This window comes from Acidimicrobiales bacterium (assembly GCA_035294085.1).
In the GTDB taxonomy this organism is placed as follows: Bacteria; Actinomycetota; Acidimicrobiia; order Acidimicrobiales; family Bog-793; genus DATGLP01.
In genome coordinates this window covers 55,231-70,200 of the sequence record DATGLP010000025.1, presented here as the reverse complement: position 1 = coordinate 70,200, position 14,970 = coordinate 55,231, and the positions used below count along the sequence as shown (strand labels likewise).

At 74.6% G+C, this 14,970-nt stretch carries 16 protein-coding genes; 11 read left to right on the top strand and 5 right to left on the bottom strand.

Annotation, left to right across the window (positions count from 1 at the left end; translation table 11 throughout):
* The 5 genes from VKV23_09035 to VKV23_09015 all read left to right on the top strand — a co-directional run bounded on the left by VKV23_09035 (position 1) and on the right by VKV23_09015 (position 5,840).
* The gene (locus VKV23_09035) at positions 1–762 is read left to right on the top strand and encodes an SDR family NAD(P)-dependent oxidoreductase (GenBank protein HLI16178.1); all 762 of its coding nucleotides are present in this window, start codon (positions 1–3) and stop codon (positions 760–762) included.
* Positions 762–1,817 (top strand): alcohol dehydrogenase catalytic domain-containing protein, encoded by a 1,056-nt coding sequence (locus tag VKV23_09030; protein ID HLI16177.1) that lies wholly within the window; start codon positions 762–764, stop codon positions 1,815–1,817. The genes VKV23_09035 and VKV23_09030 overlap by 1 nt, the downstream gene beginning before the upstream one ends.
* A 141-nt stretch (positions 1,818–1,958) precedes the next feature.
* Complete coding sequence (locus VKV23_09025; protein ID HLI16176.1) at positions 1,959–3,050, top strand: CaiB/BaiF CoA-transferase family protein; 1,092 nt, start codon at positions 1,959–1,961, stop codon at positions 3,048–3,050.
* Between the two features lie 11 nt (positions 3,051–3,061).
* Positions 3,062–4,267 carry an ABC transporter substrate-binding protein gene (locus VKV23_09020; GenBank protein ID HLI16175.1) on the top strand — a complete coding sequence of 402 codons (1,206 nt, stop codon included), beginning with the start codon at positions 3,062–3,064 and terminating at the stop codon, positions 4,265–4,267.
* Positions 4,268–4,280: 13 nt separating this feature from the next.
* On the top strand, positions 4,281–5,840 hold the full coding sequence (locus VKV23_09015) for an AMP-binding protein (protein ID HLI16174.1): 1,560 nt from the start codon (positions 4,281–4,283) through the stop codon (positions 5,838–5,840).
* Between the two features lie 13 nt (positions 5,841–5,853).
* On the opposite strand, the gene VKV23_09010 is transcribed toward VKV23_09015, so the two are convergent.
* Complete coding sequence (locus VKV23_09010; protein ID HLI16173.1) at positions 5,854–6,579, bottom strand: DUF169 domain-containing protein; 726 nt, start codon at positions 6,577–6,579, stop codon at positions 5,854–5,856.
* 62 nt (positions 6,580–6,641) lie between these two features.
* Here VKV23_09010 and tyrS point away from each other — a divergent pair, with 62 nt between their 5' ends.
* Genes tyrS through VKV23_08990 form a run of 4 tightly spaced genes read left to right on the top strand, consistent with a single transcriptional unit; the run spans position 6,642 to position 10,156 of the window.
* Positions 6,642–7,925 carry a tyrosine--tRNA ligase gene (tyrS, locus tag VKV23_09005; GenBank protein HLI16172.1) on the top strand — a complete coding sequence of 428 codons (1,284 nt, stop codon included), beginning with the start codon at positions 6,642–6,644 and terminating at the stop codon, positions 7,923–7,925.
* On the top strand, positions 7,922–8,383 hold the full coding sequence (locus VKV23_09000) for a hypothetical protein (GenBank protein ID HLI16171.1): 462 nt from the start codon (positions 7,922–7,924) through the stop codon (positions 8,381–8,383). The genes tyrS and VKV23_09000 overlap by 4 nt, the downstream gene beginning before the upstream one ends.
* A 10-nt stretch (positions 8,384–8,393) precedes the next feature.
* Positions 8,394–8,945 (top strand): flavin reductase family protein, encoded by a 552-nt coding sequence (locus tag VKV23_08995; protein ID HLI16170.1) that lies wholly within the window; start codon positions 8,394–8,396, stop codon positions 8,943–8,945.
* Positions 8,942–10,156, top strand: a complete 1,215-nt coding sequence (locus tag VKV23_08990; protein ID HLI16169.1) for an HRDC domain-containing protein — start codon at positions 8,942–8,944, stop codon at positions 10,154–10,156. Before VKV23_08995 ends, VKV23_08990 begins: the two co-directional genes overlap by 4 nt.
* A gap of 89 nt (positions 10,157–10,245) precedes the next feature.
* On the opposite strand, the gene VKV23_08985 is transcribed toward VKV23_08990, so the two are convergent.
* Positions 10,246–10,485 (bottom strand): hypothetical protein, encoded by a 240-nt coding sequence (locus tag VKV23_08985; protein ID HLI16168.1) that lies wholly within the window; start codon positions 10,483–10,485, stop codon positions 10,246–10,248.
* A 165-nt stretch (positions 10,486–10,650) separates the two neighbouring features.
* Between VKV23_08985 and VKV23_08980 the strand changes: the two genes are divergently transcribed.
* The gene (locus tag VKV23_08980) at positions 10,651–10,842 is read left to right on the top strand and encodes a hypothetical protein (protein ID HLI16167.1); all 192 of its coding nucleotides are present in this window, start codon (positions 10,651–10,653) and stop codon (positions 10,840–10,842) included.
* Here the strand turns inward: VKV23_08980 and VKV23_08975 are convergent.
* Together VKV23_08975 and VKV23_08970 are read right to left on the bottom strand one after the other, a co-directional pair.
* Positions 10,839–11,591, bottom strand: a complete 753-nt coding sequence (locus VKV23_08975; protein ID HLI16166.1) for a hypothetical protein — start codon at positions 11,589–11,591, stop codon at positions 10,839–10,841. The genes VKV23_08980 and VKV23_08975 overlap by 4 nt on opposite strands.
* On the bottom strand, positions 11,591–13,018 hold the full coding sequence (locus tag VKV23_08970) for a radical SAM protein (GenBank protein ID HLI16165.1): 1,428 nt from the start codon (positions 13,016–13,018) through the stop codon (positions 11,591–11,593). The genes VKV23_08975 and VKV23_08970 overlap by 1 nt, the downstream gene beginning before the upstream one ends.
* A 57-nt stretch (positions 13,019–13,075) precedes the next feature.
* On the opposite strand from VKV23_08970, the gene VKV23_08965 reads away from it, so the two are divergent.
* A complete protein-coding gene (locus tag VKV23_08965) occupies positions 13,076–13,642 on the top strand; it encodes a shikimate kinase (GenBank protein HLI16164.1) in 567 nt (188 codons plus the stop codon).
* Between the two features lie 20 nt (positions 13,643–13,662).
* Here VKV23_08965 and VKV23_08960 read toward each other — a convergent pair whose 3' ends face one another.
* The gene (locus tag VKV23_08960; protein HLI16163.1) at positions 13,663–14,958 is read right to left on the bottom strand and encodes an ATP-grasp domain-containing protein; all 1,296 of its coding nucleotides are present in this window, start codon (positions 14,956–14,958) and stop codon (positions 13,663–13,665) included.
* Positions 14,959–14,970: the final 12 nt, after the last annotated feature.

The window sequence follows — 14,970 nt, the reverse complement described above, 5'->3', positions numbered from 1 at the left end:
GTGCCGCTCGAGGTCGACTTGAAGGGGAAGGTGGCGCTCGTGACCGGTGGTGGCCGCGGGATCGGTGCCGGGATCGCGGCCGCGCTCGCCGAGGCGGGCGCACTGACCGTGTGCTCGAGCCGCACCGAATCCGAGCTCTCCGCGGTCGCCCACCGGATCCGTTCTGCGGGAGGGAGCGCCGACGTCATCGTCTTCTCCCTCACCGGCGAGAGCGCGCCGACGCTCGTGCGCGAGGTAGTCGCTCGGCACGGGGCGATCGACGTGCTCGTCCATGCGGCTGGCAACCAGGTGCGCAAGCCGACGCTCGATTTCAGCCTCGAGGACTTCGACGCCGTCCTCGACGTTCATCTTCGCGCTGCGTTCACGTTGTGTCGGGAGGCGGTCGCGCACATGGTCAAGGGCGGCTCCGGTGGTTCGATCATCCTCATCGGGTCGATGACGAGCGTGCACCTCGGCCATCCGTCGACGATCGCGTACAACGCGGCAAAGTCCGGCCTCCTCGGGCTCGTGCGCACCCTTGCCGTCGAGTTCGCCCACGCTGGCGTACGGGCGAACATCATCGAGCCGGGCTTCATCACGAGCGCCATGGCCTCCCAGGTATCCGAGTCGGCCGAGCGGCGCAAGATCACCGAGCGGACACCGATGGGGCGCTACGGAACGCCCGAGGAGGTAGGTCCGATCGCCGCTCTCCTCGCCTCGGACCAGGCGCGCTACATCACTGGACAGGCCGTCCGGGTGGACGGCGGATGGAGCGTCGCGTGATGGGCGAGACGATGACCGCCTTCATCAAGCGCAGCGCGATCCCCGGTGATGCGGCTGTGGGCAGAACTGCGATGCCCACGCCTGGCCCGCGCGAGGCCCTCGTCAGGGTTGCGGCCTGCGGCATCTGCGGCAGCGACCTGCACACGGTGCGCAGCGACCCAGGCTACGAGTGGATTCGCACCCCCATGGTCATCGGGCACGAGTGCGCCGGAACGGTCGTCGCGGTCGGCGACGGAACTAGCCTCGTCGCAGCGGGAGCACGGGTGGTGCCCATCTCGATCCAGGGCTGCCTGCGCTGCACCACCTGCCGCACCGGGGCGACTCAGCTCTGCCCGGATCGCCGGATCCTCGGCCTCCACTACGGCGGGGGACTCGGGGAGTACACGGTGATCCCCGAGGAACAGCTCGTCCCCGTGCCAGAGGGTGTCGATCTCCGACGCGCCGCGCTGACCGAGCCACTCACCGTCGCGGTGCACGCCGTCCTCGGGCGCAGCGACGTGCGACCGACGAGTCGCGTCGTTGTGAGCGGCCCTGGTCCGATCGGCCAACTGTGCGCTCAGGTGGCGAGGGCAAGTGGCGGCGAGGTGCTCGTTGTCGGTGCTCGACGAGACGTCGAGCGCCGCCTCGAGATCGCCGCGCGCCTGGGCTTCAGGACGGGAGACATCGAGACCGAGTCGAGTACGCAGGTCATCCGACGACACTTCGGCCGGCGGGCGCCCGACGTGTGGATCGAGGCTTCGGGGGCCATCCCGGCGCTGGGTGCGGCGGTCGATGCGATGGCGCCAGGAGGCAGCATCACGGTCGTGGCGATGTTCACGCAGCCCTACCAGCTGATGATCCCGGATATCCTCCGTCGGGAGATCACCATGGCCACGACGTATGCGGCGAGCGCGTCGGACTACAACACGGCGCTCCAGCTCATCGCGGACGACGTTGTCGATGTCGAGCCGCTGATCGACGAGTTCACGCTCTCCGAGGCGGGCGAGGCGTTCGAGGCAGCCGCGTCGGCGCGTGCGATGAAACCGCTCGTCGTTCCGGACGCAGGTCTTTCGTAGCAGTGGCGGTCCAGGCGAGGAGCAGAACGTGGGCGTGCTAGATGGCTACCGGGTCAGCGACCTGTCGATCGCGATGTCGGGGCCGTTCGCGGCGATGCGCCTCGGCGACCTGGGAGCAGATGTGATCAATGTTGGATCAAGGTGGAGCCGTTCACCGGGGAGTGGCAACGCCACGTCGCGGCGGGTGGTGCTCGCGGGATCCGGGTCAACGTCTCGTTCCCCGCGCTCAACCGCAACAAGCGGAGCATCGCCTTCGATCTCAAGGATCCCGAGGGCTACAAGATCGCGCTCGAGCTCGTGCGCAGCGGGGGCGTGTTCCTCCAGAACTACCGCCCAGGAGTCGCGAATCGGCTCGGGCTCGACTACGAGACGGTGCGCACAGTGAACCCTCGCATCGTCTACGTCTCGATCTCGGGGTGCGGCGAGTCAGGTCCCTACGTCGACCGACCCGGGCAGGACCTGCTCGTCCAGGGGCTGTCCGGGGCCATGCGGTCCGCCGGGCGCGACACGGACCCGCCGCTGCCGGCGCCGATGTACATCGCTGACGCGATCACCGCCTACTCCGCGTTCGAGGCCGCCCTCGCCGGGCTTATGCATCGCGAGCGGACGGGTGAGGGTCAGCTCATAACGGTGAACATGCTCGATGCGATCATTGCCATGCAAATGCAGGAGATGAGCATCTTCACGGTTGGCGGGAAGCCGCAGCGACGGACCGCTGAGCCGCACGCGCACTGCTACATCCGTGCTCCCTACAGCGCGTTCCGGACAGCCGACGGCTACGTGATCCTCGCCTTCCGCCCGCTGAAGAAGCTCGGCGACCTGCTCGCCATCGCCGAGCTCGAGACGATGGACGACGAGACCGACGGGCACGAGCGCCGGGATGAGATCTACCGGCTCGTCGCGAGCCGCCTGCGGGAACGATCGACGAACGAGTGGCTCGAGCTCTTTCGCGCCAACGACGTGTGGGCGGGACCCGTGCACTCCTACGCGGACGTCGTCGCCGATCCCCAGGTGGCGGAGAACGGCTCACTCGTCACCTACACGCACCCGACGGAGGGCGAGGTGACCACGCCGGGGTTCCCGATGCGCTTCACGCGTACGCCGGCGCAGGTCCGCCTCGGCGCACCCGTCGCGGGCCAGCACACCGAGGAGATCCTCGCCGAGCTCAACGTGCCGAAGGAGCGCGTCGCAGAGCTGCTCGCTCGCGGCGTCGTGGCCGTGAGCTCGGTCTGAGGCCTGCGGCCGTGCGCACGAAGACGGTCGCGCTGCGCGGCCTGACCTGGAACCACCCGAGGGGGTTCGACGCGCTCGTGCAGGCCAGCAGAGAGTTCCACGAGCGCCACCCCGACGTCGAGGTGGCGTGGTCCGCGCGTTCCCTCGCCGAGTTCGAGGACGTCCCGCTGCGCGAGCTCGCGCCGCACTACGACCTCGTCGCCATTGACCACCCCTTCGTCGGCGAGGCGGAGGCCGAGAGTTCCCTCGTGCCCCTCGACGAGCTGATCGGGCCGGAGGTCCTCGCCGAGCAGGCCGCCTCGAGCGTGGGCCCGAGCTTCGCCAGCTACACCTGGAACGGTCGGCAGTGGGCGCTCGCGATGGACGTCGCCGCCCAGGTGAGTGCCTGGCGATCCGATCTGCTCGACGCGCGTGGGCTCGATCCGCCCGTCCGTCTCGGGGACATCGCCGACCTCGCAGCGTCGCTCACGGACGTGGCTGTCGCGATCCCGGCTAAGCCGACGCACCTGTACTCGAGCTTGCTCAGCCTCTGCCAGCTGCACGCGGGGCCGACAGTCCGTCAGGCGGACCTCTCGCCGTCGTGGTGGTCGGCCAAGGGGCTCGACCCGGACGTGGCCGTGCCGGCGCTCGAGCGCCTGCGCGAGATCCTCGCGCTCGCCCTGCCCGAGTCCCTGGAGCTCGATCCGATCGACGTGCTCGACCGGATGAGCGGCACCGACACGATCGCCTACGTGCCGCTCACCTTCGGCTACGCGAACTACTCGCGAGACGGCTGCGTGGCGCGCGCCATCTCGTTCGGGAACGTCCCGGTTGGCGACGACGGCCCGGCCGGCCTCCTGGGAGGCGTCGGCATTGCAGTCTCTGCGTCCTGTCGCGAGCCAGAGGCAGCCGCTCGCTTCGTGGTCCACGTGACGAGCGAAGCGTGCCAGCGCGGCGCCTACTTCGAAGGCGGTGGCCAGCCAGGGCATCGCCGGGCGTGGCTGGACGAGGACCTCAACCGTGCCACACGCGGCTTCTTCGCTGCCACGCTCCCGACCCTCGACAACGCCTGCGTCCGCCCGCGGCTTCGCACCTACCCGCGCTTCCAGAAGCGCGCCGCGCTGCTCGTCCACGAGGGCGTACGGCGTTCGGAGCCGTCGGGCCGGATCGTCGAGGCGCTGAACGAGCTGTGGCGCGCGGTCACGGCCGAGGACCCGTCGCTCGAACGCTCGCCGTGAGGCGGGCGGTCCGGTGACGTCGCTCGCCGAGCTCGTGCGGCGCTGCCACGAGCGCTACGGCACCGAACGAGCGCTGCTCACCCCGACAGGCTGGCGCCGCTACAGCGACGTGGAGAAGATGGCGTCGAGCTGCGCGGGAGCGCTCGCCGAGCTCGGGGCCGGCCCGGGCGACCGCGTCGTGGTGGCCGTCGAGAACCGCCCCGAGCTCGTGGCGCTCGACCACGCGCTGTTCGGCTCCGGGCGCGTCCGCGTCGCGCTCGGCGCGCGCCTTCGGGCGCCGGAGGTGGCCGCGATCGTGCAGGACTGTCAAGCTCGTGTCCTCGTGTGCGAGCCAGCGCTCGCCGAGGTCCTCCGCGCGGAGCACGGGTCGGCGGTGGGTGGCGTGGCGGTCGTGACGACGACGAGCACCCCCGGCGCTGCCGCCTCGCTCGAGGAGCTCTTTGCTCGTGGCGGCGGTGGGCTCGACGCCGCGCCCGACCCCGACGACGCGGTGGCGATCATGTACACCTCGGGGTCGACCGGCGATCCGAAGGGAGCGATCGTCACCGACCGTGCCTGGGTGGCGATGGTGGCAGGGCTGTGGGCCGAGCTGCCGCCGATCGGGCCGGGCGACATCGTGCTGCACGTCGCGCCGATGAGCCACTTCAGTGGATCGGTCGGATCCGCCTACACGCTTCGCGGTGCCGGGGTCGTGACGCTCGCGCGCTACTCGCCCGAGGAGGTCCTCGCGCTCGTGGAGCGCCACCGGGTCAGCGCGCTGCCCCTCGTGCCGACCATGCTGAAGGAGGTCGCCGCCGTGGCGCTGCGCCGGCGCCACGACCTGAGCTCGATCCGGGCGATCCCCTACGGTGGCGCCGCGATCGCGCCGGCGGCTCTGGCGAGCGCGTACCGAGCGTTCGGCGACGTTCTCTACCAGTTCTACGGACTGAGCGAAGCGCTCGTCCCGCTCAGCGCGCTCTCGGCTCGCGAGCACGCGACTCGGGAGGGCGCGCCGCCCCCCGCCCGCCTCGGCTCGGCGGGTCGTCCAACGCCGTGGGTGGCCGTGCGCATCGCCGGGGAGGACGGGCGCGCACTGGCACCCGGCGAGCCGGGTGAGATCCAGGTGCGCGGCGATGTCGTCACCCCCGGGTACTGGGGCCGGCCGGCTGCGTCCGTCGAGGCCTTCGCAGGCGGTTGGTTCCGGACCGGCGATCTCGGCCGGCTCGATCCCGAGGGGTACCTCCACATCCTCGATCGCTGCCGGGATGTCATCGTCACGGGTGGCTACACCGTCTACGCCGCGGAGGTAGAGCGGGCCATCGAGTCGCTCGACGCGGTCGCCGAGGTGGCGGTCGTCGGGGCACCCCACGAGCGCTGGGGCGAGGCGATCGTCGCGCTGGTCGTGCGCCGACCGGGCCACGACCTCGAGGCAGCCGAGGTGATCGAGGCCTGCCGCGCCAAGCTCGCGGCCTACAAGCAGCCCGTGTCGGTCGAGTTCGTGCCCGAGCTGCCGAGGACGAGCACCGGCAAGGTCAGCCGCAGGGTGCTGCGCGAGCGGTTCTGGCGCGATCGGGCTCGAAAGGTCGGCGAGTAGGCCCGGCGCCCCCTCAGGCGCGCCGGCGGCCGTCCTCGGCCGCGTAGCGCGCGACGGCGGTCGCGGTCTCGGCGGCGGTCGCGATGCGTCCGACCGCGTCCTCGAGGCCCGCGGCGGGCAGGGCGCAGGTCATCTCCTCGGGTGCCATCCCGGTTCGCACGCGCGACAGGGCGCAGCCGACGCTCGCCGCGGGGGTGGCGCGCTCCTTGGCGAGCGCGACGATGTGGCACTGCGGCTTGCCCTCGACGGAGAGCTCCGGAAGGGCGTCGGAGAGCACCATCAGCTGGCGGGCGTTCACGCGCAGGAGGACCACGTCAGGCTCCACGCCCTCGGGCAGGTTGCCGAGCGGGCCGTAGGTGATCGCGCCGGGTCGCACCGAGACCGCCGGGAGGCTGCTCACGGCGCAGGGGTCGAGCCAGCCCGCCCGCTCGAGCGCCGCCACGTCGTCGGCACCCGCCGCCTCCTCGGGCCCGGCGAGACCGTGGGTGACGCGGCCGATGCTGCAGCCGTGGTCGTCAGGCACGGTGGCGAAGGCCCGGCCCTCGCCCTGGACCCAGAAGACGCAGCTCGCGACGGCGGCCTCGTGCCCGGCGCCGTCGTCCCCGGCGCGGCCGAACGCCGAGAAGGCGGGCAGGCCGTCCGGGCGCCGCTGCGAGAAGGCGATCGCGACCGGCTCCCTCCGCAGGTGCAGCGCCTCGCTGAGGCGACGCGACAGCGCCTGCCAGCGTCGTGGATCCACGAGCCCTCCTCGCCTGGCGCCCGCCTCGCTGAGGCGACGCCTTCCTGTGGCAGGCTAGCGCCGTGGCGAGCCTCACCGAAGACCTCGACTTTCGCGGCCTCATCTACCAGGTGAGCGACCCGGCGCTGCGCCACGAGCTCGACCACGGGCACCTGTGCGCGTACATCGGCTTCGATCCGACGGCCGACAGCCTGCACATCGGCAACCTGCTCCAGCTGTGCAACCTGCGCCGCCTCCAGCTCGCCGGCCACCGGCCGATCGCGCTGGCGGGCGGGGGGACCGGGCTCATCGGCGATCCCGGCGGCCGCAGCGAGGAGCGCCGCCTCCTCGACGCGGACGAGCTCGCGGCGAACCTCGAGGGGATCCGCCCCCAGCTCGAGAGGTTCCTCGACTTCTCGCCCTCGGCCGGCGCTGCTCGGGCGCGCCTGCTCGACAACGCCGCCTGGCTCGCGCCGCTGCGCCTCCTCGAGTTCCTCCGCGAGGTCGGCAAGCACTTCACGGTCGGCCAGATGGTGGCGAAGGAGGCGGTGCGCAGCCGGCTCGAGCGGCCCGAGGGCGGCATCTCCTTCACGGAGTTCTCCTACATGCTCCTCCAGGCCTACGACTTCCTCCACCTCTACGACACCGAGGGCTGCCGCCTGCAGATGGGGGCGAGCGACCAGTGGGGGAACATCACCGCCGGCATCGACCTCGTCCGCAAGGTGCGCGGCGCCACCGTCTACGGTCTCACCTCCCCGCTCGTCACGAAGGCCGACGGGACGAAGTTCGGCAAGTCGGAGACGGGGACGGTGTGGCTCGATCCCCGGCGCACGAGCCCGTTCGCGCTCTACCAGCACTTCGTGCGCGTCGAGGACGCCGTCGTCGGCACCTACCTGCGCTACTTCACGTTCCTCGGTCGCGAGGCGATCCTCGAGCTCGACGAGGCCACGGCGCGCGCCCCGGCGCAGCGCCGGGCCCAGCGAGCCCTCGCCGCGGAGGTGTGCCGGCTCGTGCACGGCGACGAGGAGGCGGCCCGCGCCGAGCGGGCGAGCGATGCGCTGTACTCGCCGGAGGTCGCCCGCCTCGGCGAGGAGGACCTCCTCGTCGCGCTCGAGGGCGCACCCTCGAGCACGCTCTCGTGGTCGACGCTCGACGCGGGCGCCGACCTCGTCGAGCTCCTCGTGGCGAGCGGGCTCGCCCCCTCCAAGAGCGGCGCTCGCCGGCTCATCGCCGAGGGCGCGGTCTACGTGAACAACGAGCGCGTCCGTGGGGGCGACGGCTTCGTGCTGCGGCGCGACCACGTCATCGCCGGCCGCTACGTGCTCCTGCGGCGCGGCCGCGACCTCCACCTCCTCGCGCTGCAGTGAGCGGCGCCGGCACCTGCGGGTGGCGCCGGCTCCTCCCCGTCTGCCTCACGAGCGCCGGCCTCCTCCTCGGCGCCTGCGCGCCGACCGGGACGCCGTCGCAGCGAGCTGCGGCCTGGGCGAGCGCGAGCGGCGTCGCCGCGCTCGACGCCCAGCTGCGCGCCGACCTCGCCGCCATCGCCCGGGGCCGCCGCCTCGGGCTGCTCGTGGCGACGCGCACCGAGTGCGACGGCCTGGCGACGGACGCAGCGGATGCCGAGGGCGAGCTGCCCGCGCCCGACGCCGCGGTGACGAGCGATCTCAACGCCGCCTACCTCGGCTACGTGCGCGCCGCCCAGGCCTGCTCGCAGGCACCCTCGCTGCGCTCGCCGGCCTTCGCTCGCTACGACGCCCTCGTGCGCGCGGCCTCGGCGCACCTCGAGGCCGGCGAGCGGCGCCTCGCCGACCTCGGCGTCGGTTAGCTTGCCCACGATGCCAGCGCGCGCTCCTGTCGTCGGTCCGGTGCCTGCCGGGGCCGATCCCGAGGCCTACGACCGTCTCCGCCGGCGCGTCCTGTGGCTCATGCCGGCCGGCATCTACCTGCTCGGGAGCCGGGACGGGGAGCGGCGCAACCTCATGACGCTGACGTGGGCGATGCAGGTCGCGACCGAGCCGAAGCTCGTCGCCCTCGCCGTGGAGTCCGGCGCCGTCACCCTCGAGCTGGTGCGCGCCTCGAAGGCGATGGCGCTGTCGCTGCTCCCGCCCGAGGCGCGCCCGCTCGTCCGGCGCTTCGCCAAGCCGGCGGTCCACGACGCCTCGGCGCGCACCTTGAGCGGCCTGCCCTACGAGGACGCCGCCGTGTCCGGCGCGCCGGTGCTCGTGGGTGCCCTCGCCCACCTCGATCTCGCCCTGCGCCACGAGCTGCCGCTCGGGTCGCACTCCCTCCTCGTCGCCGAGGTGCTCGACGCCCAGGCGTCCGAGGCCGCCGGGCCCGGGGCCCGGGCGCTCCGCCTCGACGACACGCGCATGAACTACGGGGGATGACGGTGGCGCGCCCGTCGTCCCGCGCGGCCTCCGCCGTCGCCTACGAGCTCGTCACCACCCCCGGGGCCCTCGCCGACCTCGTCGAGCGGCTGCGCTCGGAGGACGTCTACGCCGTCGACACCGAGTTCCACCGCGAGCGGACCTACTTCCCCCGCCTCGGGCTCGTGCAGCTCGCCTGGCGTGCCGGCGTCGCGCTCGTCGACCCGCTCGCCGTCGACCCCGCTCCGCTCGCCGAGGTCCTCGCCGGGCCGGGACTCGCCGTCGTGCACGCCGGGGACCAGGACCTCGAGGTGCTCGAACGCGCCTGCGGCGCCCGCCCGCGCCACCTCTTCGACACGCAGCTCGCGGCGGGGTTCCTCGGCCTCTCCTCGCCGTCGCTCAGCTCGCTCGCCGCCCGCCTCCTCGGGATCCGCCTCGAGAAGGGCGACCGGCTGGCGGACTGGACCCGCCGCCCCCTCACCGAGGCGCAGCTGCGCTACGCGGCCGGGGACGTCGCCCACCTCCTCGAGCTCTGGCAGGTCCTCACCGAGCGGCTCCGGGCGGCCGGTCGCCTCGCCTGGGCCGAGGCCGAGTGCGCCGCGCTCCTCGAGCGCCCCCGCCTGCCGCCCGTGCCCGAGGAGGCCTGGTGGCGTCTGCGCCACGCCCGCCAGCTGCACGGGCGCGAGCGGGCCGTCGCCCAGGCGGTGGCGGCGTGGCGCGAGCGGCGTGCCGCCGAGCTCGACGTACCACCTCGCTACGTGCTCTCCGACCTCGCCCTCGGCGCCATCTGCCACCGCCCCCCGACGACGCCGGCCGAGCTCGCGCGCGTGCGCGGGCTGGACGGCCGGCAGGCGACCTCGATCGCGGACGACCTCCTCGCGGCCGTCGCGGCCGGGCTCGCCGCACCGCTCGAGGACGTCCGCCTCCCGCCGCCCGCGCCCGAGGAGGCCGCCCCGAAGGCCGCCCTGGCCCTCGTCGCCGCCTGGACGGCGGAGCGCGCCCGTACGCTCGGGATCGACCCCGCGCTCCTCGCGACCCGCGCCGACCTCGCCGACTTCCTGCGTCGGCCGCCGACCGGCCGGCTCACCCGGTCGTGGCGCAACGCGATCGTCGGCGAGCCGATCGCCCGTCTCCTCGCCGGCGAGGCCGCGCTCGCCTTGGAGGACGGGACGATCGTGCTCGAGCGGCGCTCGAGGGTCTGCATCCCCGAGCCCGCCGTGCCGACGGCCTGAGCCCGCGCGGCGCCGGCTGGCGAGGGCGGTGGGCGGGACGGCCCGGCTCCGGAGACACGGCGCCGTGGGGCGCCCAGTGCCTCGGGCCCTCAGTGCCTCGAGCCCTCGTCCGCCTTCGGCCGCAGGTCGACGCGCAAGGTGAGCACCCCGTCGTCGAGGCTGCCCTCGGCGTCGCCGAGGATGGCGAAGTCGAGGTAGTCGAGCTCCATCTGGCGCAGGATCGCCTGGCGCTCGGGCCCCTCGACCGGCGGCAGGCCCCGGCGGCGGACGGCCGCGGCCCGTTCCCGGAAGCGGGCGATCATCGCGTCGACGTCGAAGCCGTCGGCCACGGCACCACGCTAGCGGCCCGGCTCGGCCCGGCGAGGCGCCAGGAGACGGCGGCACCGAGGGGTATGCTGGCGCGAGTTCTCGACGCGAGGGCCGGCGGCGGGTGCAAGCGGTGGATGGCCTCGCAAGCCCGCGGCGCCTCTCGTGCGCACACTGGGGAGCGGCTCGTGAAGAAGGGACGGCACCGACGCTTCGAGGAGGCGCGCAGCCTGAAGCGGGCGGTCGAGGTCACGCCCGAGCCGTGCCCCGAGTGCGGCGCCGAGCCGGAGGAGCGCCACGCGAGCTGGTGCCTCTACGAGCAGCTGGGCGACGAGGCCGAGGAGCTCGAGGAGCTCGAGCGCGACGACCGCATCGGCTAGGCGCGCCGGCGGGCGCGTCGCCGAAGTACCGGGTGGGGCAGCGGCACCGAGCCCGCGGAGCGGCGCGCGTCGAGGTAGGCGGCGATGAGGCGGTAGACGGGGGCGCCGACGAGGGCCGTGAGCTCGGGGGCGAGGCGCTGGTAGACGGGGCTCGAGGCGCTGTAGGCGGCGGGATCCTCCGAGCACCACCAGTGGAAGCCGGCGCCCGCAGGACCCCAGTGGCGCCGCTCCCACTGGCCGAGGCGGGAGACGACGTGGCCCGAGGCTTCGACGGCGTCCTCCCGTCGCAGCGGCAGCTGCCAGCACACGTCCGGCTTGTACTCGAGGGGGTGCCGGCCCGCCTCGATCGCCCCACGGTGCAGGGCGCAGCCCGGTCCGCCCGGAAAGCCGGGCCGGTTCAAGAAGATGCAGGCGCCGCCGACGAGGCGCGTCGCCACGTTCGCCCCGCGGCGCCTCGCGACGCCACGGCGCCGGCCGACGCTGCGCAGCTGCCACTGCTGGGCCGTGAGGCGCTGGGCGGCCGCCTCCACCCGGGCGAGGTCCTCGGCACCGGAGAAGTGCGCGCCGTAGCTGCAGCAGCCCTCGGCGCGCTCGGACGCGGGGGCGCCGAGCACTCCCTGGCAGCCCTCGCCGTAGATGCAGCGCCAGGGGCTCGCGAGGAAGGTGACGTCGACGAGCCAGGTGCGGTCCTCCTCGGGGTCCTCGAAGCTCGCCCACTCGCGGACCTCGGCCGGCACGGCGCGGGGCACTACCGGGGTGCCTCGAGCGGGGCGAGCTGGGCGCTCGTCGGCTCGGCGCAGCAGAACCACGCCTCGGTGAGCCGCGGCCGGCGCTCGGCGGGGGGCCCCGGCGCCACCGCGAGCGGCGGCGGCCCCGGGTCCTTCCGCCCGAGCGTCTCGAAGGCGAGGCACCGCAGCGCCGCGTAGGCGTCCTCTGCAGCCTCGCCACGCGCCCCCGCCTCCTCGGCTCGCGCCGACAGCGCCGCCTGGAGCTCGTCGAGCAGCGGGTCCGCCGAGCGCCAGCGCACCCCGAGGGCGTCGGGCTCGAACCCCTGCAGGCAGGCGGCGAGCTCGGGGTCGGGGTCCTCGAGCAGGAGCGAGCCCGGCGGGAGCAGGAGGCGGATCGCGAGCTGGACCGGGTCGACGTTCGGCACGAGGTCGTGGGCGGCGACGAAGTCGAACAGGTCGACGACGTCGTCGCGCGTCGTCCACGGCGTGAAGGGGAGGAGCGACGGACGGATCTCGACGCCGAGCGAGCGCGCCAGGGCGACGGCCGTGCCGAGGTCGGCCGGCCGGTGCCCCTTGTGCAGGCGCGCGAGCACGCGCTCGCTCGTCGACTCGAAGGCCGAGATCACGAAGCGCAGCCCGAGGGAGACGAGCTCGGCGAGCGCCTCGGGCTGCTCGAGGAGGTGGCTCACCTTCGCCGTGATGTCGAAGCCGAGGTCGGGCCAGCGCTCGTGGACGGCGCGAGCGACGGCGAGGGCGTGCGCCGGCCGGTTGAGGAAGTCGGGGTCGGCGAAGCGCAGGTGCCCGGCGCCCGCGGCGACCACGGCCTCGACGTCGGCGAGGACCCGGTCGAGCGCGAGGGCACGCGAGCGGCCGCCGTAGACGACGGGGACGGGGCAGTGCCGGCAGCGGTGGTTGCAGCCGCGGCTCGCCTCGACGCTCGCGGCCAGGCGGCGTTCGCCGCCGTCGACGAGCACGGCGTAGGAGGCGAGACCGGGCAGGCCGGCGCGCGCCGGGGGCGGCCCGGCGAGCGGCGGGCGAGGGCGCCCGAGCTCGAGCACGAGGCCACCGGGCGGCTTCGTGCCGCGCGCCAGCGCGTCGAGCCAGGCGACGAGACCCCCGTCCACCTCGCCGCCGAGCGCGACGTCGCCGTCCTCGAGCAGGCCGGCGTGCACGGCTGCCGGCGCGTACAGACCGTGGAAGGCGACGGGCAGGCGAGGGCGCTCGCGCCGCAGGCGCTCGATCGCGGCCCGGCCGAGCCGCAGCGCCGTGTGCATCGGCACCGAGCAGGCGACCGCCTCGGCCCAGGCGACGTGCTCGGTCGGCCAGGGCTCGACGGCGAGGTCGCAGGTGCGCACCTCGTGGCCCGCCGCGGCGAGCGCCGCCGCCGGGCCGGCGATCCCGAGCGGCTGGGCGCCGAGCTCGTAGGTGGAGAGGAGGAGGACGCGCACCCGAGCGCAGGGTAGCGGAGCCGAGGGCCGCCGCCGTGCGCCGGTAGCATCGCCCGGGTGGCGAGCCAGCCCCTCGGGCTCGAGGACGTGCCGATCGCCCTCGTCGGCTTCATGGGCAGCGGGAAGACGACCGTCGGTCGGCTCCTCGCGGGTCGTCTCGGGCGCGGCTTCGTCGACACCGACGCCGAGGTCGCCCGCCGCCTCGGCCGCACGATCCCGAGCCTGTTCGCGGCCGGGGAGGAGCGCCGCTTCCGCGCCGAGGAGGCGGCGGTCGTCGCCGAGGTCGTCGAGCGCCGTCCCCCGGTCGTCGTCGCCCTGGGCGGCGGGGCGTTCGAGGACCCGGGGAGCCGGGCGCTCCTGCTCGAGCGCGCCCTCGTCGTGCACCTCGACGTCGCCTTCGAGGACCTCGCCGGCGCCCTCGCCGGCCTCGCTGCCGGCCGGCCGCTCCTCGCGGGGCGGAGCGAGGCCGAGGTCCGCGCCCTCTACCGGCGCCGCAGCGCCACCTACGCGCTCGCCCACGTGCGCGTCGAGGTCTGCTACCCGGGTGTCGCGCAGACGCTCGAGCGCGTCCTCGCGGCGCTCGCCACCCGACCCACCGCTCGCGGACCGGCGGGGCCGGCCTGACGAGGGCGTCGGGCGCCCGCTCAGGTGCCCGCCCCGGCGCGCCGGCACGGGGCGCGCCCTGCCGGCGCCAGCCGGCGGGCCGCCCGCTCGGGGTCGATCTCGATCCCGAGACGGGCGTAGCCGGCTCGCGCCGCGGCCTCGGCCGCGGCGGGCGTGGCGCCCTCGGCGAAGAGGAAGCCGAGGTACCGGTCGGCCTCGGGCAGCGCCCGGACGCGCTGGCCGATCGGCACGGTGATCTCGCAGCCGGTTACCCCCTCGAGCGCGAGCGCGTCGTCGACTCCGTGCACCGCCCGGAGGACGCCGGTGCGCGCGACCGGGAGCATGAGGACCGCGGCGGGGCGGAGCGCGCCCCGCTGGCGGACGAGGTCCTGACGAGACAGGGCGGCCAGGAGGACGAGCTCCTCGAGGCTCGTGCCGCCGAAGTCGAGGGCGCCCGAGCAGCGTCCGCCGATCGTGCGGGCCGCGACCTCGAGCACGACGGGGTGGTCGCGCTCCTCGCCGGCGAGGCGGAGCTCGGCGTGCACCGGCCCGTCGCTGAGGCCGAGGGCCGCGCAGGCGCGCCCGGCGAGGGCGCCGAGCGCGCCCACGAGCTCGGGCGCGAGGCGCGACGGCGTGACGTAGAGCGTCTCGGCGAAGTAGGGGCCCTCGAGCGGGTCGGGCTTGTCGAAGACGGCGAGCACCTCGAGCCTGCCGTCGAGGAGGAGCCCCTCGAGGGCCACCTCGCCGCCGGGGACGTAGGACTCGACGAGGACGGGCTCGTCGGGTGCGCCGGCCTCGGCGAGGATGGCGCGAAGGCGCGCCCCCGCGGCTCGCAGCGCTCGCTCGTCGTCGGCGCGGATCACGCCGCGACTGCCGGCGAGGGAGACCGGTTTGACGACGACCGGGTAGCCGAGCGCCTCGCCGGCCGCCGCGAGGGCCGCGTCGTCGCGACCGGCGACCCGGAAGCGAGGCTGCGCGACGCCGGCTCGCTCGAAGGCGCGGCGCATCGCCGCCTTGTCGCGCGTGCGCGCCACCGCCTCGGCGGGGCTCGCCCGCAGGCCGAGGCGCGCTGCGGCGAGCGCCGCCGGGACGGCGCCCTGGTCGTCGACCGCGACGACGGCGTCGAGGGGGCGGCGCCGGGCGAGCTCGCAGATCGCCGCCGCGGCGGCCTCGGGCCGCGCGAGGTCGACCTCGAGGAAGCGGTCGCTCATCGCCTCGGCGAGCGCCTGCGGCTGGTCGGAGGCGATCACGACCTCGGTCCCGAGGCGGGCCGCGGCGGCGAGGAAGGCCGCGGCGCGGTAGGTGGCGCTCGGGACGACGAGGAGGACGCGCGCCATGCCTCCATCTTC